The 26,053-nt window shown below is 72.9% G+C and carries 22 protein-coding genes; 8 read left to right on the top strand and 14 right to left on the bottom strand.

The window, feature by feature from the left end:
• Positions 1-16 precede the first annotated feature (16 nt).
• Both treY and glgX read right to left on the bottom strand, forming a co-directional pair.
• On the bottom strand, positions 17-2,389 hold the full coding sequence (gene treY, locus ACZ6CZ_RS09660) for a malto-oligosyltrehalose synthase (RefSeq protein ID WP_469017205.1): 2,373 nt from the start codon (positions 2,387-2,389) through the stop codon (positions 17-19).
• A 291-nt stretch (positions 2,390-2,680) separates the two neighbouring features.
• Positions 2,681-4,792 (bottom strand): glycogen debranching protein GlgX, encoded by a 2,112-nt coding sequence (gene glgX, locus ACZ6CZ_RS09665; RefSeq protein ID WP_469017208.1) that lies wholly within the window; start codon positions 4,790-4,792, stop codon positions 2,681-2,683.
• A gap of 197 nt (positions 4,793-4,989) precedes the next feature.
• On the opposite strand from glgX, the gene ACZ6CZ_RS09670 reads away from it, so the two are divergent.
• The 4 genes from ACZ6CZ_RS09670 (at position 4,990) to ACZ6CZ_RS09685 (ending at position 9,460) form a co-directional block, all read left to right on the top strand.
• The gene (locus ACZ6CZ_RS09670; RefSeq protein ID WP_469017211.1) at positions 4,990-5,820 is read left to right on the top strand and encodes a Tat pathway signal sequence domain protein; all 831 of its coding nucleotides are present in this window, start codon (positions 4,990-4,992) and stop codon (positions 5,818-5,820) included.
• A gap of 56 nt (positions 5,821-5,876) precedes the next feature.
• Entirely contained in the window at positions 5,877-7,214 is a 1,338-nt protein-coding gene (locus tag ACZ6CZ_RS09675) for a copper amine oxidase (RefSeq protein ID WP_469017213.1), read from the top strand.
• Positions 7,215-7,318: 104 nt separating this feature from the next.
• Positions 7,319-8,557: an SAV2148 family HEPN domain-containing protein gene (locus ACZ6CZ_RS09680; RefSeq protein WP_469017215.1), complete on the top strand. Its 1,239-nt coding sequence runs from the start codon at positions 7,319-7,321 to the stop codon at positions 8,555-8,557.
• A gap of 165 nt (positions 8,558-8,722) precedes the next feature.
• On the top strand, positions 8,723-9,460 hold the full coding sequence (locus ACZ6CZ_RS09685) for an exonuclease domain-containing protein (protein ID WP_469017218.1): 738 nt from the start codon (positions 8,723-8,725) through the stop codon (positions 9,458-9,460).
• Between the two features lie 43 nt (positions 9,461-9,503).
• Here the strand turns inward: ACZ6CZ_RS09685 and ACZ6CZ_RS09690 are convergent, their stop codons facing one another.
• Positions 9,504-10,367 (bottom strand): phosphotransferase enzyme family protein, encoded by an 864-nt coding sequence (locus ACZ6CZ_RS09690; RefSeq protein WP_469017220.1) that lies wholly within the window; start codon positions 10,365-10,367, stop codon positions 9,504-9,506.
• Between the two features lie 175 nt (positions 10,368-10,542).
• Here ACZ6CZ_RS09690 and ACZ6CZ_RS09695 point away from each other — a divergent pair, with 175 nt between their 5' ends.
• The 3 genes from ACZ6CZ_RS09695 to ACZ6CZ_RS09705 are packed head-to-tail and all read left to right on the top strand — an operon-like array spanning position 10,543 to position 13,579.
• Positions 10,543-11,469: a carbohydrate ABC transporter permease gene (locus ACZ6CZ_RS09695; RefSeq protein ID WP_469017223.1), complete on the top strand. Its 927-nt coding sequence runs from the start codon at positions 10,543-10,545 to the stop codon at positions 11,467-11,469.
• Positions 11,466-12,299, top strand: a complete 834-nt coding sequence (locus ACZ6CZ_RS09700; protein WP_469017225.1) for a carbohydrate ABC transporter permease — start codon at positions 11,466-11,468, stop codon at positions 12,297-12,299. The genes ACZ6CZ_RS09695 and ACZ6CZ_RS09700 overlap by 4 nt, the downstream gene beginning before the upstream one ends.
• Positions 12,299-13,579, top strand: coding sequence for an ABC transporter substrate-binding protein (locus ACZ6CZ_RS09705; RefSeq protein ID WP_469017227.1), 1,281 nt, complete (start codon positions 12,299-12,301; stop codon positions 13,577-13,579). The genes ACZ6CZ_RS09700 and ACZ6CZ_RS09705 overlap by 1 nt, the downstream gene beginning before the upstream one ends.
• 73 nt (positions 13,580-13,652) lie before the next feature.
• Here the strand turns inward: ACZ6CZ_RS09705 and ACZ6CZ_RS09710 are convergent, their stop codons facing one another.
• Positions 13,653-15,902: an MMPL family transporter gene (locus tag ACZ6CZ_RS09710; RefSeq protein ID WP_469017230.1), complete on the bottom strand. Its 2,250-nt coding sequence runs from the start codon at positions 15,900-15,902 to the stop codon at positions 13,653-13,655.
• Positions 15,903-16,139: 237 nt separating this feature from the next.
• On the opposite strand from ACZ6CZ_RS09710, the gene ACZ6CZ_RS09715 reads away from it, so the two are divergent.
• A complete protein-coding gene (locus tag ACZ6CZ_RS09715; RefSeq protein ID WP_469017231.1) occupies positions 16,140-16,685 on the top strand; it encodes a DUF1697 domain-containing protein in 546 nt (181 codons plus the stop codon).
• A gap of 6 nt (positions 16,686-16,691) precedes the next feature.
• On the opposite strand, the gene ACZ6CZ_RS09720 is transcribed toward ACZ6CZ_RS09715, so the two are convergent.
• From ACZ6CZ_RS09720 to ACZ6CZ_RS09765, 10 genes are all read right to left on the bottom strand, one after another.
• Positions 16,692-17,486: a sirohydrochlorin chelatase gene (locus ACZ6CZ_RS09720; RefSeq protein WP_469017234.1), complete on the bottom strand. Its 795-nt coding sequence runs from the start codon at positions 17,484-17,486 to the stop codon at positions 16,692-16,694.
• A gap of 6 nt (positions 17,487-17,492) precedes the next feature.
• Entirely contained in the window at positions 17,493-18,377 is an 885-nt protein-coding gene (locus ACZ6CZ_RS09725) for an ABC transporter permease (protein ID WP_469017236.1), read from the bottom strand.
• On the bottom strand, positions 18,364-19,149 hold the full coding sequence (locus tag ACZ6CZ_RS09730) for an ABC transporter ATP-binding protein (RefSeq protein WP_469017238.1): 786 nt from the start codon (positions 19,147-19,149) through the stop codon (positions 18,364-18,366). Before ACZ6CZ_RS09730 ends, ACZ6CZ_RS09725 begins: the two co-directional genes overlap by 14 nt.
• Positions 19,150-19,183: 34 nt before the next feature.
• Complete coding sequence (locus tag ACZ6CZ_RS09735; protein WP_469017240.1) at positions 19,184-20,293, bottom strand: aliphatic sulfonate ABC transporter substrate-binding protein; 1,110 nt, start codon at positions 20,291-20,293, stop codon at positions 19,184-19,186.
• Between the two features lie 233 nt (positions 20,294-20,526).
• The gene (locus tag ACZ6CZ_RS09740) at positions 20,527-21,861 is read right to left on the bottom strand and encodes a sulfate adenylyltransferase subunit 1 (RefSeq protein ID WP_469017242.1); all 1,335 of its coding nucleotides are present in this window, start codon (positions 21,859-21,861) and stop codon (positions 20,527-20,529) included.
• Positions 21,862-21,863: 2 nt separating this feature from the next.
• The gene (cysD, locus tag ACZ6CZ_RS09745) at positions 21,864-22,799 is read right to left on the bottom strand and encodes a sulfate adenylyltransferase subunit CysD (protein ID WP_469017245.1); all 936 of its coding nucleotides are present in this window, start codon (positions 22,797-22,799) and stop codon (positions 21,864-21,866) included.
• Entirely contained in the window at positions 22,796-23,371 is a 576-nt protein-coding gene (gene cysC / locus ACZ6CZ_RS09750; RefSeq protein WP_469017247.1) for an adenylyl-sulfate kinase, read from the bottom strand. Before cysC ends, cysD begins: the two co-directional genes overlap by 4 nt.
• On the bottom strand, positions 23,368-24,084 hold the full coding sequence (locus ACZ6CZ_RS09755; RefSeq protein WP_469017249.1) for a phosphoadenylyl-sulfate reductase: 717 nt from the start codon (positions 24,082-24,084) through the stop codon (positions 23,368-23,370). The genes cysC and ACZ6CZ_RS09755 overlap by 4 nt, the downstream gene beginning before the upstream one ends.
• Positions 24,081-24,263: a hypothetical protein gene (locus ACZ6CZ_RS09760; protein ID WP_469017251.1), complete on the bottom strand. Its 183-nt coding sequence runs from the start codon at positions 24,261-24,263 to the stop codon at positions 24,081-24,083. Before ACZ6CZ_RS09760 ends, ACZ6CZ_RS09755 begins: the two co-directional genes overlap by 4 nt.
• On the bottom strand, positions 24,260-25,957 hold the full coding sequence (locus tag ACZ6CZ_RS09765; RefSeq protein WP_469017254.1) for a nitrite/sulfite reductase: 1,698 nt from the start codon (positions 25,955-25,957) through the stop codon (positions 24,260-24,262). Before ACZ6CZ_RS09765 ends, ACZ6CZ_RS09760 begins: the two co-directional genes overlap by 4 nt.
• Positions 25,958-26,053: the final 96 nt, after the last annotated feature.

Genomic DNA, 26,053 nt, shown 5'->3' on the forward strand with positions numbered 1-26,053 from the left:
CCCGCGGCCGGCCGCGTCAGGCGCCGTCGCCGACCCGCTCCAGCAGCGCCACGGGCAGCCGCTCGAAGAGGTCCGCCAGGCGCGCGTGCCCGGTGAACTCCCGCCCCGGCGCGAGGGCGTCGGCCCACCGGCCGGGCGGCAGCGGCAGCCGGGTGTCCCCCCAGCCGCCCGCCTCCGCGAGCCGCACCGACAGGCGGGTGACCGCCGTGACCGCCTCGCCCGAGCGCGCGAACGCCAGGCAGTGCCCGGCGGCCGGGCCCTCGGCGGCCAGCGGCGCGTACGTCGCCGCCGGGCCGAAGGCGGCGGGCCGCCGGGCGCGCAGCCGCAGGGCCGCCGCCGTCACCGCGTCCTTCTCGCCCGGCACCTCGGGCGGGAAGGACACCGGACGCCGGTTGTCCGGGTCCACCAGCGCCCGGTACTCGCCCTCGGTGCCCTGGTACACGTCGGGCACGCCGGGCATCGTCAGATGGACCAGCGCGGTGCCCAGGACGTTCGCCCGGACGTGCCCCTCCACCGACTTGCGGAAGGCGGCCACGCGCTCGCTCGAGGGCCCGCACGGCCCCGCCGCGACGAAGGCGGCCACCGCCTCCTCGTACGGCGGCTCCTGCTCCGTCCAGCTGGTGTACATGCCCGCCTCGCGCACGTGCTTGAGCAGCGCCTGCTGGACCCGCTCCTCCTCCGCCGGGCCCAGCCCGAACACCGTCTGCCAGGCGGCCCAGGCCAGCTGTCCGTCCGGCACGTCCGCCTCGTCGCGGGTCACCTCGGCGAGCAGCTCCGCCCAGCGCCCCGGGACCTGGGTCAGCACGGACAGCGCCGCCCGCACGTCGGCGCTGCGCTTGGTGTCGTGGGTGGAGACGACGGTGCCGGTGGCCGGCCAGTCGCGCTGCACGCGCGCGCAGTACGCGTGGAAGTCCTCGGGGGACACGGCCGGGCTGCCCGGCTCGCCGCCCACCTCGGTCGCCGACAGCAGCGGCACGTAGCGGTAGAACGCGGTGTCCTCCACCGACTTGGCGCGCAGCGCCGACGCCGTCTGCGCGAACCGCGCCCGCAGCTCGGCCCGCTCAGGCCCGTCCTCGGCGGACTCGTCCCCGGGCGTGCCGACCAGCAGGGCGCGCACCACGTCCACCGCGCCCGCCTCCTCGGGCACCAGGAAGGCCCGGCGGGCCTCCTCGGCGGCCTCCTCGGTGACGACGGCGGCCACGTCCCCCGAGGCGTAGGGCCGGTACACGCGCAGCCGCACCAGCAGCTCCTCCAGGGCCGTGCGCAGCGCCCAGGGGGCCCGGTCGCGCAGCGCCGGCTCCGGCGAGTGGGCGCACAGCCGGGCGGCCACCCGGGTCAGCCGCTCCACCTCCGCGTACAGCTCGTGGGTGAGCACCTTGTACGCCGCCCGCCGGGCCGTCGCCGCCCAGTCCCCGCCCCGGTCGGTCTGCGGGGCCGCGAACGCGCGGTAGTGCCCGAGCAGGTCCGCCGCGCCCGCGGAGTCGGCGAACACGCCGTCGACGTGCCGCAGGGCGTCGTAGCCGGTGGTGCCGGCGACCGGCCAGGAGGCCGGCAGGTGCTCGTGGTCGGCGAGGATCTTCTCCACGACCGTCCAGCGGCCGCCGGTCGCCGCGTGCAGCCGCCGCAGATAGCCCTCGGGGTCGGCGAGCCCGTCCGGGTGGTCGACGCGCAGCCCGTCCACCACGCCCTCGCGCAGCAGCTGGAGCACCTTGGCGTGGGTGGCCTCGAACACCTCCGGGTCCTCCACGCGTACGCCGATCAGCTCCGAGATGCTGAAGAAGCGCCGGTAGTTCAGCTCGGTGCGGGCCAGCCGCCACCACACCGGGCGGTACCACTGGGCGTCCAGCAGCCGGGGCAGCGGCAGGTCCTCGGTGCCCGCGCGCAGCGGGAAGGCGTGGTCGTGGTAGCGCAGGACGCCGCCGTCGACGCGCAGGTGCTCCAGTTCGGCGCCGACCGGACCGCCCAGCACCGGCAGCAGCAGCTGCCCGCCCTGTGCCTCCCAGTCGATGTCGAACCAGCGCGCGTACGGTGACGTGGGGCCCTCGCGCAGGACCTCCCACAGCACGGGGTTGTGGCGGGGCGCCATGGCCATGTGGTTGGGGACGATGTCCAGCACCAGTCCCAGGCCGTGCTCCCGCGCGGTGCGCGCCAGCGCGCGCAGCCCCTCCTCGCCGCCCAGCTCCTCGCGCACCCGGGTGGGGTCGACCACGTCGTAGCCGTGCACGGAGCCGGGCACGGACTCCAGCACGGGGGACAGGTGCACGTGCGAGACGCCGAGCGACGCCAGGTAGGGGACGGCCGCCGCGGCGGCGGAGAACGGGAACTGGGGCTGCAGCTGGAGCCGGTAGGTGGCCGTCGGCACCGCCGGGCCGGGTCGCTCAGTCGTCATGGGAACCTAGGTACCCACCCCGCCGGCTTTCGTGTCACCCGGGTCCGTACGGACGTGACCGGGTGCCCGGGACCGGCCGCCGGTCCCGGGGACCGAGCGGCCCGGCTCACCCGTCCGGCGTACCCGCCGAGGCCCGCCCGGCCGGCCGGCCGGGCGGGCCTCGGCGGCGGGCGCGGACCCGTCCGGCGCGGCGCGGCTCGCGCACCGCGCCGGACGAATCCCGTCACCGGCCCGGCCACCGGTCCGCTCCCGGCTCCTGTGGCCGGTCCTGCCGCCGGGGCCGGTGCCGCCTCAGACCGGCCGCTGGAGCACGGTGAGGCTGCGGTCCGGCAGGGTGAGGCGCTCGCCGGCCTGGACCTTGGGTCCCGTGCCGGGCGGCACGCCCTCCTCCCGGGCGGTGTCGACGACCACCTGCCACTGCCGGCCGTGGTCGACCGGCACCACGAACTCCAGCGGCTCGGGAGAGGCGTTGAACATCAGCAGGAACGAGTCGTCCCCGATGTGCTCCCCGCGCGGGCCGGGCTCCGAGATGGCGTTGCCGTTGAGGAACACCGTCAGCGCCGACGCCGAGTCCCAGTCCTGCTGGGTCATCTCCCCGCCCTCGGGGGTGAACCAGGCGATGTCCGACAGCTCGTCGTGGGCGCCCTCGACCAGGCGCCCGTGGAAGAAGCGGCGGCGGCGGAAGACCGGGTGGTCCCGGCGCAGCCACACCATCGCGCGCGTGAACTCCAGCAGGTCCTCGCCGACCCCGTCGGTGCCCGGCCAGGCCACCCAGGACAGCTCGTTGTCCTGGCAGTAGGCGTTGTTGTTGCCGCGCTGGGTGCGGGCGAACTCGTCGCCGTGGCTGATCATCGGCACGCCCTGGGACAGCATCAGCGTGGCGATGAAGTTGCGCATCTGCCGGGCGCGCAGCCGCCGTACCCCGGGGTCGTCGGTGTCGCCCTCCGCCCCGCAGTTCCAGGAGCGGTTGTGGCTCTCGCCGTCCCGGTTGTCCTCCCCGTTGGCGTCGTTGTGCTTGTCGTTGTAGGCCACCAGGTCGTGCAGGGTGAACCCGTCGTGGCAGGTGACGAAGTTGATCGAGGCCAGCGGGCGGCGCCCGTCGTCCTGGTAGAGGTCGGAGGAGCCGGTCAGCCGGGAGGCGAACTCCGCGAGCGCGCGCGGCTCGCCCCGCCACAGGTCGCGGACGGTGTCCCGGTACTTGCCGTTCCACTCCGTCCACAGCGGCGGGAAGTTGCCCACCTGGTAGCCGCCCTCGCCCACGTCCCACGGCTCGGCGATCAGCTTCACCTGGGAGACCACCGGGTCCTGCTGCACCAGGTCGAAGAACGACGACAGCCGGTCCACCTCGTGGAACTGCCGGGCCAGGGTCGCCGCGAGGTCGAAGCGGAAGCCGTCGACGTGCATCTCGGTGACCCAGTACCGCAGCGAGTCCATGATCAGCTGGAGGACGTGCGGGGACCGCATGAGCAGCGAGTTACCGGTGCCGGTGGTGTCCATGTAGTACCGCGGATCGTCCGTGAGCCGGTAGTACTGCGGGTTGTCGATGCCCTTGAAGGACAGCGTCGGGCCCAGGTGGTTGCCCTCGGCGGTGTGGTTGTAGACCACGTCCAGGATGACCTCGATCCCGGCCTCGTGCAGCGCCCGGACCGCCGACTTGAACTCCAGGACCTGCTGGCCGCGGTCGCCCCAGGAGGCGTACGCGTTGTGCGGGGCGAAGAAGCCGATGGTGTTGTAGCCCCAGTAGTTGTTCAGCCCCATGTCGACCAGCCGGTGGTCGTTGACGAACTGGTGTACGGGCATCAGCTCCAGGGCCGTGACGCCCAGCTCGGTCAGGTGCTCGATGATCGCCGGGTGGGCGAGCGCCGCGTAGGTGCCGCGCAGCTCCTCGGGCAGCCCCGGGTGGCGCATCGTCAGGCCCTTCACATGGGCCTCGTAGATCACGGTGCGGTGGTACTCGGTCCGCGGACGCCGGTCGTCCCCCCAGTCGAAGTAGGGGTTGATGACCACCGAGGTCATGGTGTGCGGCGCCGAGTCCAGGTCGTTGCGCTTGTCGGGCGCGCCGAAGTGGTAGCCGTACACCTCCTCGCCCCAGCGGATCGACCCGCTGACCGCCTTCGCGTACGGGTCGAGCAGCAGCTTCGACGAGTTGCAGCGCAGCCCGCGCGCGGGGTCGTAGGGTCCGTGTACCCGGAACCCGTACCGCTGTCCGGGCATCACGCCCGGCAGGTACGCGTGCCGGACGAACGCGTCGCTCTCGCGGAGTTCCACCGCCGTCTCCGAGCCGTCGTCGTGCAACAGACACAGCTCTACTCGGTCCGCGGCTTCGGTGAAGACCGCGAAGTTGGTTCCGGCGCCGTCGTACGTGGCACCGAGCGGATACGCCTCTCCAGGCCAGACCTGCATGGACACGACTCTTCCAGGTGTGACGCCCCGCTGGGGACGGCTTGGTCCCGAGTCTTCCGGAAAGTGAGGCAACCTCCTGTGAGGCGGGCCCCTCTTACCGGTCGACCAGTGCATACAGCGGAGCGTGTACCCGCTGTGCGCCGAACCAATGGGGCCGATCGCACTCCCGGGGAAGCGGGGGGAGCAGGGGGAATTCAGTGCGCGACACAGTGCACCGCCATCTGGGCAAGGTGGTGGCCGGCACCGCCATCGCGGTGGCCGCCACCGCCGTCATGGTGGGGATCACGCTGCCCGGCACGGCCGGGGCGGGAGAGACGGGCGGAAGCGGGACGGGGAGCGGCACCGCCGGGACCCGGGCCGCGCAGGGACAGGCGGGCCAGGGGCAGGACCCGGTCCGGCCGGGCGTCGTCGAGGGGGCGCCGGCCGAGGGAGCCGAGGGGACGGGCCGCGACCCGCTGACCGACGACGAGATCGACCGGGTCGGCAGGATCGCCCTGAATCGGCAGCTGCTCGCCTCCGGCGAGGGCGTCGACGGCGACCGCGGCCCGCAGCGGCTGAGCGTCGACCTCGCCGACCCGGAGCCGGGCGAGGTGGACGACCCGGACGCGCCGCGACGGGCGGACGTGACGTTCTACGACTACCACGGCGACCGGCTCATCACCCGGACGGTCGACCTCACCACCGGCAAGGTGGTCCGCACCGGCTACCAGCACGGCGTGCAGCCGCCGTTCAGCCGCGCCGAGAACGCCGAGGCGGCCCGGCTGCTGATCGCCGACCCGCTGGGCGCGGACCTCAAGGCCGACTACCGGGACGCCACCGGCAAGGAGCTGACCTCGCCGGACCAGCTGCTGCTCAACGGCGCGGTCTACCGGGCCGCCCCCGGCGCGCAGCCCGCCGTCCTCGACGCGTGCGGCGAACACCGGTGCGTGCGGCTGTTCCCGAAGATCAAGAACGGGCCCTGGATCGACGCCCGGTCGCTGATCGTCGACCTGAGCGCCCGCAAGGTCGCCCGGCTCGACCGCGGCTGAGCAGCCCGCCCGCCACCTTCCGAACCCGTACCTCCTGCAAGGGGAGTCACCTTTCCATGCGCGTGAAGTGCTCAACCAGCGACCTCCGGCCCCGCCGGGCCCGCTCGCGGGCGGCCGTCGGCGTCACCCTGGCCGCGCTCGCCGCCGGCGCCACCGCGGGCGCCGGACCGGCCGCCGCCCAGCCGCGGACCGCCACCGCGGCCGCCGCCGACTGCAGTGCCGCCTACCGCATCGAGCAGAAGCTCTCCAGCGGCACCACCTGGCGGATGTGCTGGCGCTACGACAGCAAGGCCGGACTGGTGCTGGAGAAGATCTCCTACCAGCCCAAGGGCGAGGCCCAGCCGATCAAGGTCCTCAACAGCGCCCGGCTCGCCCAGATCGACGTGCCCTACGACGACGGCAGCGTCGAGTACGACGACCTGACGGGCTTCGGCTTCGCCCAGGGCCTGGTCAACCTGGCGCCCGGCGAGTGCCCCGGCGGCACCATCAGGACCGTGCGCGTACCGGACGCCTGGGACCCGCAGCACCCGGACGTCAACGGCCTGTGCACCACCACCCGTTCCCGCGGCCACGCCTACCGCATGCAGGGCGACACCGCGAACAAGGTGTTCCAGGCCCAGGGCAAGGACCTGCTCGTCTACACCGTCAACCAGGTCGGCTGGTACGAGTACATGACCGAGTGGCGCTTCCAGGACGACGGCACGGTCACCATGAACGTCGGCGCCACCGGCAGCCTCTCCTACGACGACTACGACGCCGGCGACGGCCGCGGCTGGCCCATCGGCAAGGGCGCCAAGGCGTACGCCACCAGCCACAGCCACAACGTCTTCTGGCGGCTGGACTTCGGCCTGGACGGCTCCTCCAGGACGAAGGTCGAGCAGTACGACTCGGCCGTCACCGCGCCCGCCCGCGGCCAGGAGGCGCCCACCAACAGGACCACCCGCACCAAGGTCACCAAGGAACTCGCCGGCGACGCCAAGACCTACCGCTGGTGGCGGGTGGTCAGCGCCACCGGCAAGAACAAGGACGGGCACGCGCGTTCGTACGAGATCGTCCCCGGCCCCACCACCCGCTACCCGGGCCGCAGTTTCACCAAGCACGACGTGTACGTCACCGAGTACAACAAGTGCGAGCAGTTCGCCAGCAACAACCCCGGCGCCTGCCCGGCCGGGGCGGGCAAATCCGTGGACAAGTGGGTCGACGGGCAGACCCTCACCCACCCGGTGATCTGGATGAACGTGGGCTTCCACCACATCGCCCGCGACGAGGACCAGCAGCCCATGCCCGTGCACTGGCAGGGGTTCGCCATCGCCCCGCGCGACGTCACGGCTATGAATCCGCTCACTCCGGACGAGCTGTCGTCCCAGAACGGCCACTGGCGGCCGCGTAGTTGACGCGACGACCCTGTCCATCGGGCTGCACCGCCGACCGCTCCCGGAGTACCCTTCCTTGATCGTTGGGACGGGGATGACCCGGGGGAGCGGAAGGCGGTGCGCGGGTGGGCTCGGGAGGGCTGGAGCTGCCCCCTGGTGACGACGGTCACGAGGGGAACTCCACGGACGTCCCGCCCGGCGCGGTGTCCCTGGCGCGGCCGATGGACGCGGCGGGTTCCATCGGACCGGAACTGGACTGGGACACCGACGCCTGGCTCGAGGTGCGCACCCGCGCCCAGCGGGCCGGCCGGGCCTACATCTGGCTGAACCTCGTCGAACAGCGGCTGCGCACGGTCGTGGCCGCCGTCCTGCGGCCCGTCTACGAACCCGTGCACGGCGACGACTGGGTGGTCGCCGCGGCCGGGCCCGCCGGACAGGAGTGGGTGCAGCGCGCGGTCGCCGTGCGCGAGGTCAGCCGCCGCAAGGGCTACCTGCTGGACCCGGCCGACGACAACGTGCTCAGCTTCCTCACACTGCCGCAGCTGCGCGAGCTGATCGTGCAGCACTGGCCGTGCTTCGAGCCGTACCTCGACGAGCGCCGGGACCTCGAACTCGCCCTGGACGAGCTGGAGGTGACCCGCAACGTCGTCTCCCGCAACCGGGCGCTGTCCGAGGCCGTGCTGAACCAGGCCGAGCGGGCCTCGGCCCGGCTGCTGGAGATGCTGGGCGCCGGTGGTGACGTGCCCTCGCGCCGGCTGCCCGTCGACGCGGTCGAGGACCTGGTCGGCGACCGGTACGCGGACGTGGTCGCGGTGCACTCCGACCGGGTCAGGCTGCTGCGGCAGTTCCCGGCCGAGGACATCTTCGGCGGCGCCCGCCGCCTCGACGCGATCGGCATCGGCCTCACCCTGCTGGTGCAGAACTTCTCCGGCCGGCGCCTGGTCCGGCTCGCCGAGGGCGGCTGCCGGGTGCGGCTGCTCTTCCTCAACCCGGCCTCCAGCGCGGTCAAGCGCCGTGAGCGCGAGCTGGGCATGAAACGGGGCGAGCTGAGCCGCGCCGTGGAGATGAACATCCTGCACATGCGCCGGGTGCGCTCCCGGCTGCGCGACCCCGGCGCCTTCGAGATCCAGGTCTACGACGACACCCCCCGCTGCACCGCCTACCTGGTGGACGGGGACGGCGCCGACGGGGTGGGCGTCGTGCAGTCCTACCTGCGCGCGGCGCGCGGCATGGAGTCGCCGGTGCTGGTGCTGCGCGGCGGCAGCCGGCTGGTCAGGTCGGGCGACACCTCCGAAGCGGGCCTCTTCCCCACCTACCGCGAGGAGTTCGAGCAGGCCTGGGCGGATTCACGCCCGGTGTCCTGAAAGGCCCCTTCCCTGACGCTCTGACCGTCGTGCTCGCGATGTCGATCTGGTCCGGTCTGTCCCGAGAGCGGTCGGGCCGCGGACCCCGGATTGTCAGTGGCGCGTGCGAGGGTGGGACCACTTGAGATCACCGGGGGAACGCACCACCGAGAAGGGGGGCCGCCCATGGGCTGGCACCGGGAGCTGCTCGTCGGCTTCGACCTGGAGACCACGGGCACCGACCCGTTCGAGGCACGCATCGTCACGGGAGCCGTGATCGAGGTCCGGGCCGGGCAGCCGCTGGGCCGCAGGGAGTGGCTGGCCGACCCGGGCGTGCCGATCCCGGCCGAGGCGGTCGCCGTGCACGGCATCAGCAACGAACGCGCGGTGAGCGAGGGCCGGCCCGCCGACCAGGTCGCCGACGCCCTCGCCGACGTCCTGGCCGGCTACTGGCGCACGGGCGTCCCCGTCGTCGCCTACAACGCGGCCTTCGACCTCACCCTGCTCTCCGCCGAGCTGCGCCGCCACGGACTGCCGTCCCTCGCCGACCGCCTCGGCGGCCTCGCCCCCGCCCCGGTCGTCGACCCCTACACCATCGACCGCTGGGTGGACCGCCGCCGCCCGGGCAAACGCAACCTCGAAGCGGTCTGCGCCGAGTACGGTATCCGGCTCGACGCGGCCCACGACGCCGGCGCCGACGCCCTCGCCGCGGCCCGCCTGGCCGGTGCGATAGCCGACCGCCACCCGAAGGTCGCGGCCCTCGGCCCGGCGCTGCTGCACCGGCGCCAGATCGAGTGGTACGCGTCCTGGGCGGCGGACTTCCAGGACTTCCTGCGCCGCAAGGGCGACGCCACGGCGGCGGTGGACGGGCGGTGGCCGCTGCGGGAGCAGGCGGCCGACCGGGTCCGCTCCCCGCGCGGCTGACCGCGCCCCGCCCCGCCGGACCGGACCGCGGCGCGGCCCCGCCTCAGAAGGGGTACCAGCGCACCGTCTCGTCCCCGTCCCGCAGCGACGCCACCCGGCGGCGGAACTCGGCCAGTGCCTTCGGGTTGGCCGGGGCGTGCTGGGCCACCCAGGCGCAGCTGGCCGTCTCTCGGGCGCCGCGCAGCACCGGGGCGCCCTCCCACTCGCGCACGTCCCAGCCGTAGGCCGCGGTGAAGGAGTCGTAGGCCTCGGCGGACAGGCCGTAGCGGTCCCGGGACAGGGCCATGACCACCAGATCGTGCTCGCGCAGATCGGCGGAGACCGTCTCCAGGTCCACCAGGACCGGGCCGTCGGGGCCGACGTGCACATTGCGCGGCAGCGCGTCGCCGTGGATCGGGCCCGGCGTCAGACGGGGCGTCAGCGCGGCCGCGGCCGCCGCGAAGCCGTCCCGGCGCGCGCGCAGATAGGCGGCGTCCGCGGGATCGACGGCGTCGCCCGCGAGGCGCAGCCAGCGTTCCACACCGCCCAGCAGGTCGCGGGGCGGCAGGGCGAAGGGGGGCGCCTCCAGCGCGTGCACGGTCCGCAGCAGCGCGGCCAGGTCCCGGGGTTCGGCCGGCCGTACGGCGTCGGGCAGGCGGTGCCACACCGTCACCGGGTGCCCCTCGACCAGCAGCGCCTCCGCGCCGGCCGCCCGCACCGCCGGTACACCGGCCCCGGCCAGCCAGCCGGCGATCGCCAGCTCCCGCCGGGCCCGCTCCAGCAGCTCCGCGTCGCGGCCCACCTTGACGACCAGGTCACCGGCGGCGAACACCGCGTTCTCGCCCAGGGCGAGCAGCCGCGCGTCCCCGGCCGGGCCGGGCAGCACCCCGGCCGCCGCCAGTACGTCCCGCGCGCGTGCCTCGTCCATCCGTCCGCCTCCGTCGTCGACTCCCCGGTCGGCGCCGGGTTCGCGCCGCTCCCGCGGCCAGTCTCGCATCCGCACAGGTCGCCGCACCCGCGGGACCGCGGGACGCCTTGACGCGGCCCGCCGCCTTCACGACCATGACCAGGCCCACCCGGGCCACGCGACGGGGGAGGTTTCCATGGCACTGGCGACCCGCACCGCCCATCCGGGCCGGACGTCTCGCGGGCCGGGGCGCGCTCCCGCTCCCGGCGTCTGGTTCCTGGTGCTGCCCGCGCTGATCCCGATCCTGGTGCTGAGCGTCGGCCCCCTGCTGTACGGGATCTGGCTGGCGTTCACCGACGCCCAGTCGGGCCGCACCGCGCCCACCCGGTGGACCGGCGTCCTCAACTTCCGCGACCTGCTGCACGACACGCTGTTCTGGGAGTCCTTCCGGATCGGCCTGGCGTGGGCGGCCGGGGTGACCGTGCCCCAGTTCCTGCTGGCGCTGGGCCTGGCCCTGCTGCTCAACGAGGAGTTACGGCTGCGCGGGCTCGCCCGGGCCCTGGCGATCGTCCCGTGGGCGATGCCGGAGGTCGTCGTCGGCATCATGTGGCGGCTGATCTACCATCCGGACGCCGGTGTCCTGAACGAGACACTGCGCGACCTCGGCCTCGGCGGCGGCCGGGACTGGCTGAGCGACCTGGGCACCGCCCTGCCCGCCGTCCTCGTCGTCGGCGTCTGGGCCGGCCTGCCGCAGACCACGGTCACCCTGCTCGCCGGGCTGCAGAACACCCCGCGCGAACTGCACGAGGCGGCCGCGGTGGACGGCGCGGGCGCCTGGCGCCGCTTCCGCACGGTCACCTGGCCGGCGCTCAGACCGGTCGCCGTGGCCGTCACCGCCCTCAACCTCATCTGGAACCTCAACTCCTTCGCCCTGGTGTACGTGCTCACCGGCGGCGGACCCGGCGGCCGCACCCGGCTGCCCATGCTGTTCGCCTACGAAGAGGCCTTCCGCTACGGCCAGTTCGGCTACGCGGCGGCGATGGGATGCGTGCTGGTGGCGGTGATCTCGGTGCTTCTCGCCGTGTTCCTGGCCGGCCGGCTGCGAGGAGGCGACGCGGCATGAGGACCCGTACCGGCACCCGCGCCGCTCAGTACGCGGCGCTGCTCGCCTACCTGCTGTTCCTGGCCCTGCCGTTCCTGTGGCTGCTGTCCACCGCGTTCAAGTCACCGCGTGAGCTGGGCAGTCTGCACCCCACCTGGATCCCCGCGCACCCGACCCTGGACAACTTCCGGCAGGCCTTCGGCGAACAGCCGCTGGCCCGGGCAGCGCTCAACTCCCTGCTCGCCGCGCTCGGGGCCGCCGTCGTCGCCGTCACGGTCGCCACCCCCATGGCCTACGTGATGGCCCGGCGCCGCTCGCCGCTGACCCGGGCGGCCACCGGCTGGGTGCTCGTCAGCCAGGCCTTCCCGTTCGTGCTGGTGATCATCCCGTTGTTCCTGGTGCTCAAGCACCTCAGGCTGATCGACTCCCAGGCCGGCCTGGTGCTGGTGTACGTGGTGTGGGCGCTGCCGTTCGCCCTGTGGATGCTGGTCGGACACGTCCGCGCGGTGCCGGCCGAGCTGGAGGAGGCGGCGGCCGTCGACGGGGCCGGACGGCTGCGGACGCTGGTGTCGGTGACGGCGCCGCTGCTGGCACCCGGGATCACGGCGACGGCGCTGTTCGCGTTCGTCACCGCGTGGAACGAGTTCTTCTTCGCGCTGGTGCTGCTGAAGACACCGCGCAAACAGACCCTGCCGGTCGTCCTCACCCACTTCATCGGCGCGGAGGGCGCGGCCGACCTGGGCCCGCTGGCGGCGGCCGCGTCCCTGGCCACGCTGCCCTCCCTCGTCGTCTTCGCGCTCATCCAGCGGCGGATCACCGGCGGCCTGCTCACCGGGGCGGTGAAGAGCTGATGCGCACACCTTTGACGACGGCGCTCCTCGCGCTCCTGCTGCTCCTGGCGGGCTGCTCCCCGGGCGGCCGCGACGACGGCGGCCCGGTCACCCTGCGCTTCCAGTCCCTGGCCTGGCAGCGGGAGTCGGTCGCCGTCAACAAGGAGCTGGTGCGGGAGTGGAACGCCACGCACCGGGGCGTCCGGGTCGCGTACGTGCAGGGCAGCTGGGACAGCGTCCACGACCAGCTGCTGACCTCCTTCGAGGGCGGTGAGGCCCCGGACGTCATCCACGACGCCTCCGACGACCTCGCGGACTTCGCCTACGGCGGCTACCTCGCCGACCTGACCGGCCTGCTGTCCGGCCGCCTGCGCTCCGACATCCCGCGCCGCAGCTGGGAGACGACGACCTTCGGGCACGGCGTGTACGGCGTGCCGTTCCTCCAGGAACCCAGGGTGCTGATCGCCGACGCGGACCGGCTGCGCGCGTCCGGCGTGCGCATCCCCACCCCGCGGCGGCCGTGGAGCTGGGCCGAGTTCCGGCAGGTCACCCGCGAGCTCAGCGGCGCCGGCCGGTACGGCGTCGCCTGGCCGCTGAAGGAGCCCGTCTCCGCCACCTTGAACCTGTCGCTGTCGGCGGGCGGACGGCTGTTCCACCGCGGCGCGGACGGCAGGGTGAGCGTGCGCTTCGAGGCCGGCGACGAGATCGTGCCGCGCACCGTCCGCGACCAGGTCGGCACCGACCACAGCGCGCCCGCCGCCCTGCTCGGCAGCGGCGGCTCGGACACCCTGCCGGGCCTCTTCGCCGGGAAGTACGCGATGGTCCCGCTGGGCTTTTCCTACCGCCAGCAGATCGTCCAGCAGGCGCCGAAGGGCTTCCGCTGGCAGGTACTGCCCGCACCGGCGGGCGCCGGCGGCCTCGCCCAGGGAGTCAGCCCGCAGACGCTCTCCATCGCCGAGGACTGCCCCCACAAGAAGGAGGCCGCCGCGTTCGTCGACTTCCTGCTGCGGCCCCGCAACATGGTCCGCCTCGCACTGGGCGACTGGATGCTGCCCACCGCCACCAGCGCCCTGCGCGACCCGGCCCTGCACACCGCCGACAACGGCTGGGCCACCGGCACCGCGCTGGCGGCCCACCTGTACCCGGCGCCCGCCCAGTCCGTGCGCGGCTACCCCGAGTGGAAGGACAAGGTCGCCACACCCGCCCTCCAGGAGTACTACAGCGGGGCGATCGGCCTGAGCGGGCTGCGCCACCGCCTGGAACGGGACGGCAACCTGGTCCTGGCCCGCTACCAGCGCTGACCCGGGCGGCACACGACGCGGCGGGGCCCGTCGGTCCCCCTCGGACCGGCGGACCCCGCGTGCCGGGGCGGGCTCACACCCGCAGCGGCTCGCCCTCGTCCCGCACGGCCGGCGCGACGGCCTCGGGCGACTCGTCGTGCGTGAGGTCGGGCATCCGGTGCAGCCACTTCGGCAGGTACCAGTTGCGCTCCCCGAGCAGTGCCATCACGGCCGGCAGCAGCACACCGCGGATGACCGTCGCGTCGATGAGGACGGCGGCGGCCAGACCCACGCCCATCTGCTTCATGGACTGCATCGACAGCGTGCCGAAGATCCCGAACACGGCGACCATGATGACGGCGGCGCTGGTGACGACGCCCGCCGTGGTGACCACGCCGTGCTGGATCGCGTCCCGGGTACTGCGGCCGCGCAGCCGCGCCTCGCGGATGCGGGAGACCACGAACACGTGGTAGTCCATGGACAGTCCGAACAGGATCACGAAGAGGAACAGCGGCAGCCAGGTGACGATCGCGCCGACGCCCTGCGCGCCCACCAGCGAGGCACCCCAGCCGTGCTGGAAGACGGCGACGAGGATGCCGTAGGCCGCGCCCACCGACAGCAGGTTGAGGGCGATCGAGGTGATCGCCACCGTCAGCGAGCGGAACGACACCAGCATCAGCAGGAAAGCGAAGACGACCACGAACGCGAAGACCGGGACGACCGAGCCGAGCAACTGGTCGTTGAAGTCGTGGGAGCCGGCGACGTTCCCGGTGATCGGCGCCTGGACGCCGTCGACCTTGCCCAGCGTGGCGGGCCGCACCTCGTCGCGCAGCTTCAGCAGGCTGTCCGTAGCCCGGTCCATGTCCGAGCCGCCGACCAGCGGTACGGAGACCAGGGCGACGTTCTGCGCGTCGTGCAGCGTGATGGTGACCGGGCCGCGCGAGGCGCCCGAGGAGAGCGCCCGGTCCTTGAACGCGGCGAGGGCGTCGCGGACCTCGGGCGCGTCGATGTCCCTGGCCCGCACGACCACCTCGGCGGGCTCGGAGCCGCCGGGGAAGGCCTGGTTGAGGCGGTCGTAGGTCTGCACGATGGGCAGTGTGTCGCCGAACTCCTGGTCCAGGGTGAGCTGCGAGGTCTTCATGCCCAGCGCCGGGGCGGCGACCGCGAGCAGCGCGCCGACCGCGACCACGACCGAGAGGGCGGGCCTGGCCAGCACACCGCGCAGGACGGCCGTCCAGAACCGGCTCTCACCGCCGCCGTGCCGCCGCCGGCGGCGCAGGAACGGGATGCGGCCCTTCTCCACCCGCTCGCCCAGCAGCGACAGCAGCGCCGGCAGCACGGTCACCGACCCGACCATGGCGACCGCCACGACCATCAGCGAGGCCAGGCCCATCGCCTCGAACTCGGCGAGCCCGGTGAAGAGCATGCCGGCCATCGCCACGCACACCGTCACCCCGGAGACGACGATCGCGTGGCCACTGGTCGCGGCGGCGATCCGCAGCGCGGTCCGCGCGTCCCGGCCGGCCTTCCGCTCCTCGCGCTCCCGGCGCAGGTAGAACAGGCAGTAGTCGACGCCGACGGCCATGCCGACCAGCAGCATCACGGAGCTGGCGGTGTCGCTCATCGGCTGCGCGTGGCTGACGACGCCCATCAGGCCCATCGTCGCCATGATCGCGGTGACCGCGAGGCCCACCGGCAGCAGCGCCGCCACCAGCGCGCCGAAGGCGATGAGCAGAATGCCGAGCGCCACCGGCACCGCGGAGTACTCGGCCTTCCGGAAGTCGTCGCCGAAGGCGTCCGCGTACTGCTTGTTCATGCTGGCGCCGCCGATCTCCGCGATCGTCAGCGACCCGTGGTGGCGCTGCACCCCGGCGACGGCCTCCAGCACCGGCTCCACCCGGTCGGCGGCGGTCTCCGCGTCACCGCGCATGTCGAACTGCACGAGCGCGCTGCGCCCGTCGGCGGAGATGGTCCTCGTGTCGTACGGCGAGGTCACGGCCGTGACCGCACCGGTCCTGCCGACGGCCTTCATGACGTCCGCGACGGCCGCCCGGAACCCGGCGTCGGTGGCCCTGACGGTGCTGTCCTTCGACTGGATCAGTACGGTCTCACCGGCCGGCTCCTCGATCCCCGCGTCGTCGATGATCCGCGCGGCGGTGTGCGTCTCGCCCTTGAGCTGGTCGCCCTCGCTGACGTCCACCCGGCCCGCCGCCGAGCCGAGTCCCATCGCCAGGACGACGAACAGCACCCATATGCCGACCGCCGCCCAGCGGTGCCGGGCGCTCCAGCCTCCGGCCCGGGCGGCGAGGCCCCGCACCCGCGCCGGCGAATCTCCGTTACCCATGACGGGCCTGCCCCCTCGTGTGCGGTGACGGCCCCTGCCGCCACGCTCCGCTTCGTGACTTCGACGGTATGGGCCACGTGAGCACGTCACGTCGTGCTCCCCGGTGAACCGGGGCGACCCGGACTCCTCCCCCCGGACCCCCCGCCCTCACCACTGCGGAGGACGGCGGGCCCCTACATCCATGGGCCGGCGTCGGGGGCGGCGATCAGGGTTCGCGGCCGGTCCTAGGGTGTGGGCATGACGACCTATGCGGCGCTCTTGCGCGGAATCAACGTCGGCGGGCGCAAGAAGCTCCCGATGGCGGACCTGCGGCAGCTCATGGAGGGCCTCGGCCACACCGGTGTGCGCACCCATCTCCAGAGCGGCCAGGCCGTCTTCACCACCGGGCGCGGCGACGGCGAGTCACTGGGGGCCGAACTGGCGCAGGCGATCGAGGGGCGCTTCGGGTTCCCGGTGGACGTGATCGTGCGCGACCACACCTATCTGCGGGCGGTGGCCGACGCCTGCCCGTTCCCGGCGGCGGACCTGGAACCGAAGCAGCTGCACGTCACCTACTTCTCGGTCCCGGTCGGCCCGGAGCGCTTCGCGGACGTCGACCGGGACGCCCACCTCCCGGAGGAGTTCCGGCTCGGCGACCGCTGCCTCTACCTCTACGCCCCCGAGGGCCTCGGCCGCTCCCGGCTCGCCGAGGCGCTGGCGCGGCCCCGGATCACCAAGGGCACCGTCGCGACCAGCCGGAACTGGAACACCGTGCTGAAACTGGCCGAGCTGACCGCCGGGTGAGTCCGGTCAGGCCCCGACGGCCCACAGGGCGGGCACCCGGGCCGCGTCGTAGCGCTCCAGCAGCACCCGTGCCACCTCCGGCGCCGGGCCCAGGACGTCCGCGAGGACGTCCGCGCCCGCCGCGCCCCGCGCGATGCGGTCCGGCAGGAAGCCGGGGGCCAGGACGTACGGGGCGACGGCGACGCGGCGGCAGCCCAGCGCGCGCAGTTCCCGCACCGCGTCCTCCGTGCGCGGGAGCCCGCCCGGACCGGCGGCGGAGGCGACCGCGGGCCGCACCGCACGCCAGCCGGTGTGGAGCCACTCCCGTGCCACGTCCGCGATCACCGCGATCGCCTCCGGGTCGCTGGACCCCGCGGCGGCCAGGACGACCCCGGTCGAGGACCTGTCGGCGGACGTCAGCCCGGCCTCGCCCAGCCGCCGGTCCAGCGCCGACAGCAGCAGCGGGGACGGGCCGAGCACGTCCGCCTGCCGGACGCGCAGCCGCGCCGGCGCCTCCCGCAGTACGGCCGGGATGTCGGCCTTGGCGTGGAAGGCGCGGGTCAGCAGCAGCGGCAGGGCGACGACGTCCTGGACACCCTCCGCCGCCAGGGACTCCAGCACCGCGTGCACGGAGGGGACGTTGAAGTCCAGGAAACCGGTCTCCACCCGCAGCCCCGGCCGCAGCGACCGTACGCGCCGCACCAGGGCGTGCACGGTCGCGGCGTGCCGCGGGTCACGGCTGCCGTGGGCGACCACCACGAGGACCGGGCGCACGGGACGGGCGCGCCGGACGGGGCGGACGGGACGGACCGGGGGGCGCACCGGGGCTCAGCCCTTCACCAGCAGGCCGCGGCTGCGCAGCACCCACCGCTCCAGCGGACTGAAGATCAGCAGGTCGATGGCGATGCCGACGAACAGGATCAGGAAGATCGCCTCGAACACCATGGACATGGAGCTGGCGTTGCGGCCGTTCTCCAGCAGGGCGCCCAGACCGATGCCGAGGTCGGGGGAGGAGGCGATGATCTCGGCGGCCATCAGCGAGCGCCAGGAGAACGCCCAGCCCTGCTTGAGGCCCGCCAGGTAGCCCGGCAGCGCGGCCGGCAGCACGATGTGCCAGGCGCCCCGCACACCGGTGGCGCCCATGGTGCGGCCCGCCCGCAGGAACAGCGGCGGCACCTGGTCGATGCCGGAGACCAGGCCGTTGGCGATGGACGGCACGGCGCCGAGCAGGATCACCGCGTACATCATCGAGTTGTCCAGGCCCAGCCAGATCACCGCGGGCGGCACCCAGGCCACCGACGGCAGCGACTGCAGCCCGGACAGGACCGGGCCGATCGCCGCGCGCACGAACCTCACCCGGGCCACCAGCAGCCCCAGCGGCGTGCCGATGGCCAGCGCCAGCAGGAAGCCGAGCAGACCGCGCGAGACGCTGGTCCAGATGTAGCCGAGGAGCTTGCCCGCGAGCCAGGCGTCCTTGAACTCGTCGCCCACGGCCGCCGGCGAGGGCAGCTTCGACGGATCGTCCACGACGTGGAAGCTGATCAGCGCCTGCCAGATCACCAGGACCACGACGACCGCGGTGAGCGGCGGCACGATCTTGTCGAGGAAGGTCCGGCGGAAGGGGGTGCGGCCGGTGGCCGTGGTCTCCAGGGCGTCGAGGCCCGCCTCGACGCTCCCGGCGTCCCGGACCGGCGTCGTCTCAGTGCTGGCCATGGCGGCGGATCTCCCCACGCAGTACTTCGGTGATCTCCAGGGACAGTTCGGCCACCGGAGCGTCCTCGATGCGGCGCGGCTGCGGTATGTCCACGGTCCACTCGCGCGCCACCCGGCCGGGCCGGGAGGACAGCAGCACCACCCGCTGCGCCAGCCGCACCGCCTCGCGCACGTTGTGGGTCACGAACAGGACGGACAGTCCCGTCTCCGTCCAGATCCGGGTCAGTTCGTCGTGCAGCACGTCCCGGGTGATGGCGTCGAGCGCCGCGAACGGCTCGTCCATCAGCAGCAGCTGGCTGTCCTGCGCGAGCGCGCGGGCCATCGCCACGCGCTGGCGCATGCCGCCGGACAGTTCGTGCACCCGCTTGCCGTACGCGCCGGTCAGCCGGACCAGTTCGAGCAGTTCCTCGGCCCGGCCGCGCCGCTCGTTCTTCGGCACGCCCCGCAGCCGCAGGGCGAGTTCGATGTTCTTGCCCGCGGTCAGCCACGGGAACAGCGCGTGCTCCTGGAACATCAGGGCCGGCCGGCCGTGGGTGGTGATGGCGCCGGCGGACGGGTCGTCCAGTCCCGCCACCAGGTTGAGCAGGGTCGACTTGCCGCAGCCCGAGGCCCCCAGGAGGGTGACGAACTCGCCGGGCGCGACATCCAGCGTGATGTCGTCGAGGACGAGCTGCTGCCCGGTGGGCCCGGTGAAGGACTTCGAGACGTGCTCGATGCGGGCGGCGTACTCGACTGCCTCGGCCTCGTCGGCCTTGGCGAGGGCGGTTGCCATGGTCGTCACCTCCTGGGAACGCTCGGATCGGGGCTTACTTGACGCCGAGTCCGGCGTCGTCCACAGTGCTCTCACCCTCGGCCGTGAGGACCTTGTTCAGCAGGGTGAGGTCGTAGATGCCGTCCAGCTTGGGGTTCTCCAGCAGGCCCGCCTTCACGGCGTGCTTCGCCTCGGTGTCGAGGGTCGCCGCCAGCGGGTCGTCGGTGATCTGGATCGACTTCCACGCCGGGTCCAGGACGTCGGCCGGCAGCTCCTTGCCGGAGTCGATGCCCAGCCGCTTGTTGGCGGCGGCCTTCGCCTGGTCGGGGTTGGCGTTGATCCACTTGTTGGTCTCGACCGAGGCCCTCAGCACGGCCTCGACGGCCTTGGGGTGCGCCTTGAGGAACTTCTGCGACACGATGATGTTCGTGATCACGAACTTCTTGCCGGGCCACAGCGTCGACTCGTCCAGCAGCACCTTGCCGCCCTCGGCGACCAGCTTCGACGCCGTCGGCTCCGGCACCCAGGCGCCGTCGATGGAACCGCTCTTGTAGGCGTCCGGCGTCACCTTGTTGTCGGTGCGGACGACCGAGACGTCACCCTTGCCGCTCTCGGCGTCGACCTTCCAGCCCTGCTCGGCGGCCCAGTTGAGGAACGCCACGTCCTGGGTGTTGCCCAGCTGCGGGGTGGCTATCTTCTTGCCCTTGACGTCCTTCAGGGACTTGATCTTCTTGGGGTTCACCACGAGCTTGACCCCGCCGGACGCCGAACCGCCGATGATCCGCAGGTTCGTCCCGCCGGACTTGGTGTAGCCGTTGATCGACGGGGACGGGCCGATCCAGCCGATGTCGATGGACCCGGAGTTCAGCGCCTCGATCTCGGACGGACCGGCGTTGAAGATCTGGTACTTGGCCTCGGTGGCGCCCAGCTCCTTCTGGAAGAAGCCCTTCTGGGCGCCGACCAGCGCGGTGGCGTGGGTGAGGTTGCCGAAGTAGCCGATCTTCACGGAGTCGAGACCGTCGGTCTTCTCGGCGCCGGCGGCGACCTTGGTGGTGCCCTCGTCCTTGGCGTCCGAACCGTAGCCGCAGGCGGCCAGGGCGAGAAGCGGAAGTGCGGTGGCCACGGCGAGACCGCGGCGCAGGAGGGTGGAACGGTTGGCAGGCACGGGAGGCTTTCCTCTCGTTGGCCCGGCGGTCACGGTCTCAGGTCGTGGCCGGGAGTTCGGCAGAAGGTTTTCGTCGCTTCCGGGACGTCGGGTGGGGGGACAGGGCGCGCGAGCGGTGCGCGTACGTCAGCGCACACATCGCGCGACTCCGCCCTGCCCGCTGCCGAGGGCGCCGCTGCCGACGCGGCCGCCCTCCTTGGCGAACGTGGAGTAGTAGTCGGTCGTCTTCACGTTCAGAAGTCCCAGCCGTCGTGGTCGGTGTCGTCCTTGACGGGCTCGGGCGCCGCGAACGACTCGCCGACCATGCCCGCGGTGAGGGTGGTGCCGTCGCTGGGGTCGATCAGGATGAAGGAACCGGTCCGGCGGGAGTCCGCGTAGGAGTCCAGCGGCAGCGGTTCCGCGGTACGGATCTTCACCCGGCCGATGTCGTTGGCGACGAGCTGTCCCGGGTGCGGGTGCAGGGACAGGTCGTCGAGGGTGAGCCGGGACGGGATGTCCTTCACGATCGCCTTGACCGTGCGGGTGCCGTGCTTGAGCAGCACCCGGTGCCCGACGGACAGCGGCTGGTCGGCGACGTGGCAGACGGTCGCCTCGACGTCCTGGGTGGTCGCCGGCGCGTCCTTGGTGGGCACGATCAGGTCGCCGCGCGAGATGTCGATGTCGTCCGCGAGCAGCAGCGTCACCGACTGCGTCGTCCAGGCCGCGTCGACCGGCCGGCCCAGCAGGTCGATGCCGGAGATCGTCGTCGTCCGCCCGGACGGCAGGACCGTGACGGCCTCGCCGACGCGGAAGGTGCCGGCGGCGATCTGCCCGGCGTAGCCCCGGTAGTCGGGATGGTCGGCGCTCTGCGGCCGGATCACGTACTGCACGGGCAGCCGGGCGTGGCAGTGCGCAAGGTCGTGGCTGACCGGGACGGTCTCCAGGTGCTCCAGGACCGTCGGGCCGCCGTACCAGTCCATGGTCGCGGACGGCTCCACGACGTTGTCACCGGTGAGCGCGGAGATCGGGATCGCGGTGACCTCGGGCACGCCCAGCTCGGTCGCGTACGCCGTGAACTCCTCGGCGATCGCGGCGAACACCGGCTCCCGGTAGTCGACCAGGTCCATCTTGTTCACGGCCAGCACCACGTGCGGCACCCGCAGCAGCGCCGCGATCGCCGCGTGCCGGCGGGTCTGCTCGACGACGCCGTTGCGGGCGTCGACCAGGATCACGGTCAGCTCGGCGGTGGAGGCGCCGGTGACCATGTTGCGGGTGTACTGCACGTGGCCGGGGGTGTCGGCCAGGATGAAGCGGCGGCGGGGCGTGGCGAAGTAGCGGTAGGCCACGTCGATGGTGATGCCCTGCTCGCGCTCGGCGCGCAGTCCGTCGGTGAGCAGCGCGAGGTCCGGGCCCTCCTGGCCCCGGCTCGCCGAGACGCGCTCCACGGCCTCCAGCTGGTCGGTGAGGACCGACTTGGAGTCGTGCAGCAGCCGTCCGACGAGCGTCGACTTGCCGTCGTCGACGGACCCGGCGGTGGCGAACCGCAGCAGGGTGGTCTCCGGGAGCGCCTCGGTCGTGGTGGTGCTCATGTCTAGAAGTACCCCTCGCGCTTGCGGTCTTCCATCGCGGCCTCGGACATCTTGTCGTCGGCGCGGGTCGCGCCGCGTTCGGTCAGCCGGGAGGCGGCGATCTCGGCGATGACGTCGTCCAGCGTGGTCGCGTCGGAGTCGACCGCGCCGGTGCAGGACATGTCGCCGACCGTGCGGTAGCGCACCTGGCGCTTGACGACGGTCTCGGTCTCCTTGGGACCGCCCCACTCGCCCGGCGTCAGCCACATCCCGCCGCGCCGGAACACCTCGCGCTCGTGCGCGAAGTAGATCTGCGGCAGTTCGATGTCCTCGCGGGCGATGTACTGCCAGACGTCCAGCTCGGTCCAGTTGGACAGCGGGAAGACGCGGACGTGCTCGCCCGGGGCGTGGCGGCCGTTGTACAGGTTCCACAGCTCGGGGCGCTGGCGGCGGGGGTCCCACTGGGAGAACTCGTCGCGCAGCGAGAACACCCGCTCCTTGGCGCGGGCCTTCTCCTCGTCGCGGCGGCCGCCGCCGAAGACGGCGTCGAACTTCTCGCCCTGGATCTTCTCCGTCAGCGGGAGGGTCTGGAGCGGGTTGCGGGTGCCGTCGGGGCGCTCCTTGAGCACCCCGCGGTCGATGTAGTCCTGGACGGAGGCCACGTGCAGCCGCAGCCCGTGCTCCGCGACGGTCCGGTCGCGGTACTCCAGCACCTCGGGGAAGTTGTGCCCGGTGTCCACGTGCAGCAGCGAGAACGGCACGGCGGCCGGGGCGAACGCCTTCAGCGCCAGGTGCAGCATGACGATGGAGTCCTTGCCGCCGGAGAACAGGATCACCGGCCGCTCGAACTCACCCGCCACCTCGCGGAAGATGTGCACCGCCTCGGACTCCAGCGCGTCCAGGTGCGACAGGGCGTACGGGCTGGCCGTGCCCTCCTCGACTGCGGCGACGGCCGTCATGCCAGTCCCCTCTCGCTGAGCAGGGCGCGCACCGACGCCGCGGACTCCTGCACGGTCTGGTTGTGCGACTCGATCCGGAGATCGGGCACCTCGGGTGCCTCGTACGGGTCGTCGACCCCGGTGAGCCCGGTCAGCTCGCCCGCGGCCTGCTTGGCGTACAGGCCCTTCACGTCACGCACCGAGCACACCTCGACCGGGGTCGCCACGTGCACCTCCAGGTAGGGGGTGCCGGCCTCCTCGTGCCGCTTGCGCACCGCGTCCCGGCTGTCGGCGTAGGGCGCGATCACCGGGACGAGCACCGTGACGCCGTTGCGCGCGAGGAGTGCGGCGACGAAGCCGATGCGCTGCACGTTGGTGTGCCGGTCCTCGCGGCTGAAGCCGAGGCCCGCCGAGATGAACTCGCGGATCTCGTCGCCGTCGAGCACCTCCACCCGGTGCCCCCCGGCCCGCAGCAGGCCGGCCAGCTCGTACGCGATGGTGGTCTTGCCGGCGCTCGGCAGACCCGTGAGCCAGACGGTGGCTCCGGTCGTCACGTGGTTCTCCTGGTTCGTCGAAAGCGCGGTGGCCGTCATCCGTGCAGCCCGCACTCGGTCTTCGCCCGTCCCGCCCAGCGGCCGGCGCGCGCGTCCTCGCCCGGCAGCACCCGGCGGGTGCAGGGGGCGCAGCCGACGGAGGCGTAGCCGTCCATCAGCAGCGGGTTGGTCAGTACGCCGTGCTCGGCGACGTACGCGTCCACGTCGTCCTGGCTCCAGCGGGCGATGGGGGAGATCTTCACCTTCCGCCGCTTCTCGTCCCAGCCGACGACCGGGATGTTCGCCCGGGTCGGGGACTCGTCGCGGCGCAGGCCCGTCGCCCACGCCTGGTAGCCCGCGAGGCCCCGCTCCAGCGGCAGCACCTTGCGGAGCCGGCAGCACAGGTCGGGGTCGCGGTCGTGCAGGCGGGGGCCGTACTCGGCGTCCTGCTCGGCGACCGTCTGCCGCGGGGTGAGGGTGATGACGTTGACGTCCATCACGGCCTCGACCGCGTCACGGGTGCCGATGGTCTCCGGGAAGTGGTACCCGGTGTCGAGGAACACCACGTCCACCTTCGTGCCGGGCCGGGCGCGGGAGGCGAGGTGGGCGACCACCGCGTCCTCCATGGACGAGGTCACGCAGAAGCGCTCGCCGAAGGTGTCGACCGCCCACCGCAGGACCTCCAGCGCGGAGGCGTCCTCCAGGTCGCGGCCGGCCTGCTCGGCCAGTGCCCGCAACTCCTCGTCACCGCGCAGTTCCTGAGCCGTCGTCATATCCGCTCGTCCCCTCCGTGGTCGGCTCGCTGAACACCCCGGGCGAGGAGCCCGAGGAACTTCAGCTGGAATGCGCGGTTGCACGCCGCGCATTCCCAGGCGCCGTGGTTCTGCTCGTGGGGACGCAGGTCCTCGTCCCCGCAGTAGGGGCAGTAGAAGGGAGCCGCACGCTCACTCATGAGAGAGCCTCCTCGGAGGCCCGGGCGGCCCAGGTGGCGAAGCGCTCGCCGCTCTCGCGCTCCGACTCGTAGCGCTTCAGGACCCGCTCGATGTAGTCGGGCAGCTCGTCCGAGGTGACCTTCAGGCCGCGGACCTTGCGGCCGAAGCCCGCCTCCAGGCCGAGGGCGCCGCCCAGGTGCACCTGGTAGCCCTCGACCTGCTCGCCCCGCTCGTTCAGCACCAGCTGGCCCTTGAGACCGATGTCCGCCACCTGGATACGGGCGCAGGCGTTCGGGCAGCCGTTGAGGTTGATGGTGATCGGCTGGTCGAAGTCCGGCAGGCGGCGCTCCAGTTCGTCGATCAGCTGGGAGCCGCGCTGCTTGGTCTCGACGATGGCGAGCTTGCAGAACTCGATGCCGGTGCAGGCCATCGTCCCGCGCCGGAAGGAGGACGGGCGGGCGGTGAGGTCCAGCGCCGCCAGGCCCTCGACCAGCGAGTCGACCTGGCCCTCCTCGACGTCGAGGATGATCATCTTCTGTTCGACGGTGGTCCGCACCCGGCCCGAGCCGTGCGCCTCCGCGAGGTCGGCGACCTTCGTCAGGGTGGCGCCGTCGACCCGGCCGACGCGCGGGGCGAACCCGACGTAGAACCGGCCGTCCCGCTGCCGGTGCACGCCGATGTGGTCGCGCCACTGCTGCACCGGCTGCTCCGGGGCGGGGCCGTCGGTCAGCTTGCGTCCGAGGTAGTCGTCCTCGAGCACCTGCCGGAACTTCTCCGCGCCCCAGTCGGCGACCAGGAACTTCAGGCGGGCCCGGGTGCGCAGCCGGCGGTAGCCGTGGTCCCGGAAGATGGAGATGACGCCCTCGTAGACGTCCGGGACCTCGTCCAGGGAGACCCAGGTGCCCAGCCGCACGCCCAGCTTGGGGTTGGTGGACAGACCGCCGCCGACCCACACGTCGAAGCCCGGCCCGTGCTCGGGGTGGCGTACGCCGACGAACGCCACGTCGTTGATCTCGTGCACCACGTCCAGCAGCGGCGATCCCGAGATGGCCGTCTTGAACTTGCGGGGCAGGTTCGAGTACGCCGGGTTGTTCAGGACGCGGCGCTTCATCTCCTCCAGCGCGGGGGTGGCGTCGATGATCTCGTCCTCGGCGATGCCGGCGACCGGCGAGCCGATCATCACGCGCGGGGTGTCGCCGCACGCGGTGACGGTCGACAGGCCCACGCCCTCCAGCCGCTCCCAGATCGCCGGCACGTCCTCGATCCGGATCCAGTGGTACTGCACGTTCTGCCGGTCGGTGATGTCGGCCGTGCCGCGCGCGAACTCCTGCGAGACCTCGCCGATCACCCGCAGCTGCCGCGTGGTGAGCGCCCCGCCGTCGATCCGCACTCGCAGCATGAAGTACTCGTCGTCCAGCTCCTCCGGCTCCAGCACCGCGGTCTTGCCGCCGTCGATGCCGGGCTTGCGCTGGGTGTACAGCCCCCACCAGCGCATCCGGCCGCGCAGGTCGTTCGGGTCGATCGAGTCGAAGCCGCGCTTGGAGTAGATCGTCTCGATGCGTGTCCGCACATTGAGACCGTCGTCGTCCTTCTTGAACTGCTCGTTGCCGTTGAGCGGGGTGAAGTGCCCCGCGGCCCACTGACCCTCACCGCGGTGACGACTCACCTTGCGGCGGGGCGCTGAGGCGGCAGGGTTCTGCGGGGTGGCGGCCATGGCTGGTACGTCCTTCGGGACAGGCGGAAGCGGCTCGGACCCGTGCCCGGGCACGTCGGGGCAGACGTGCGCGGCCGTGCGCGGGCGGAGGCGGTT

Source organism: Streptomyces sp. NPDC041135, assembly GCF_055592085.1.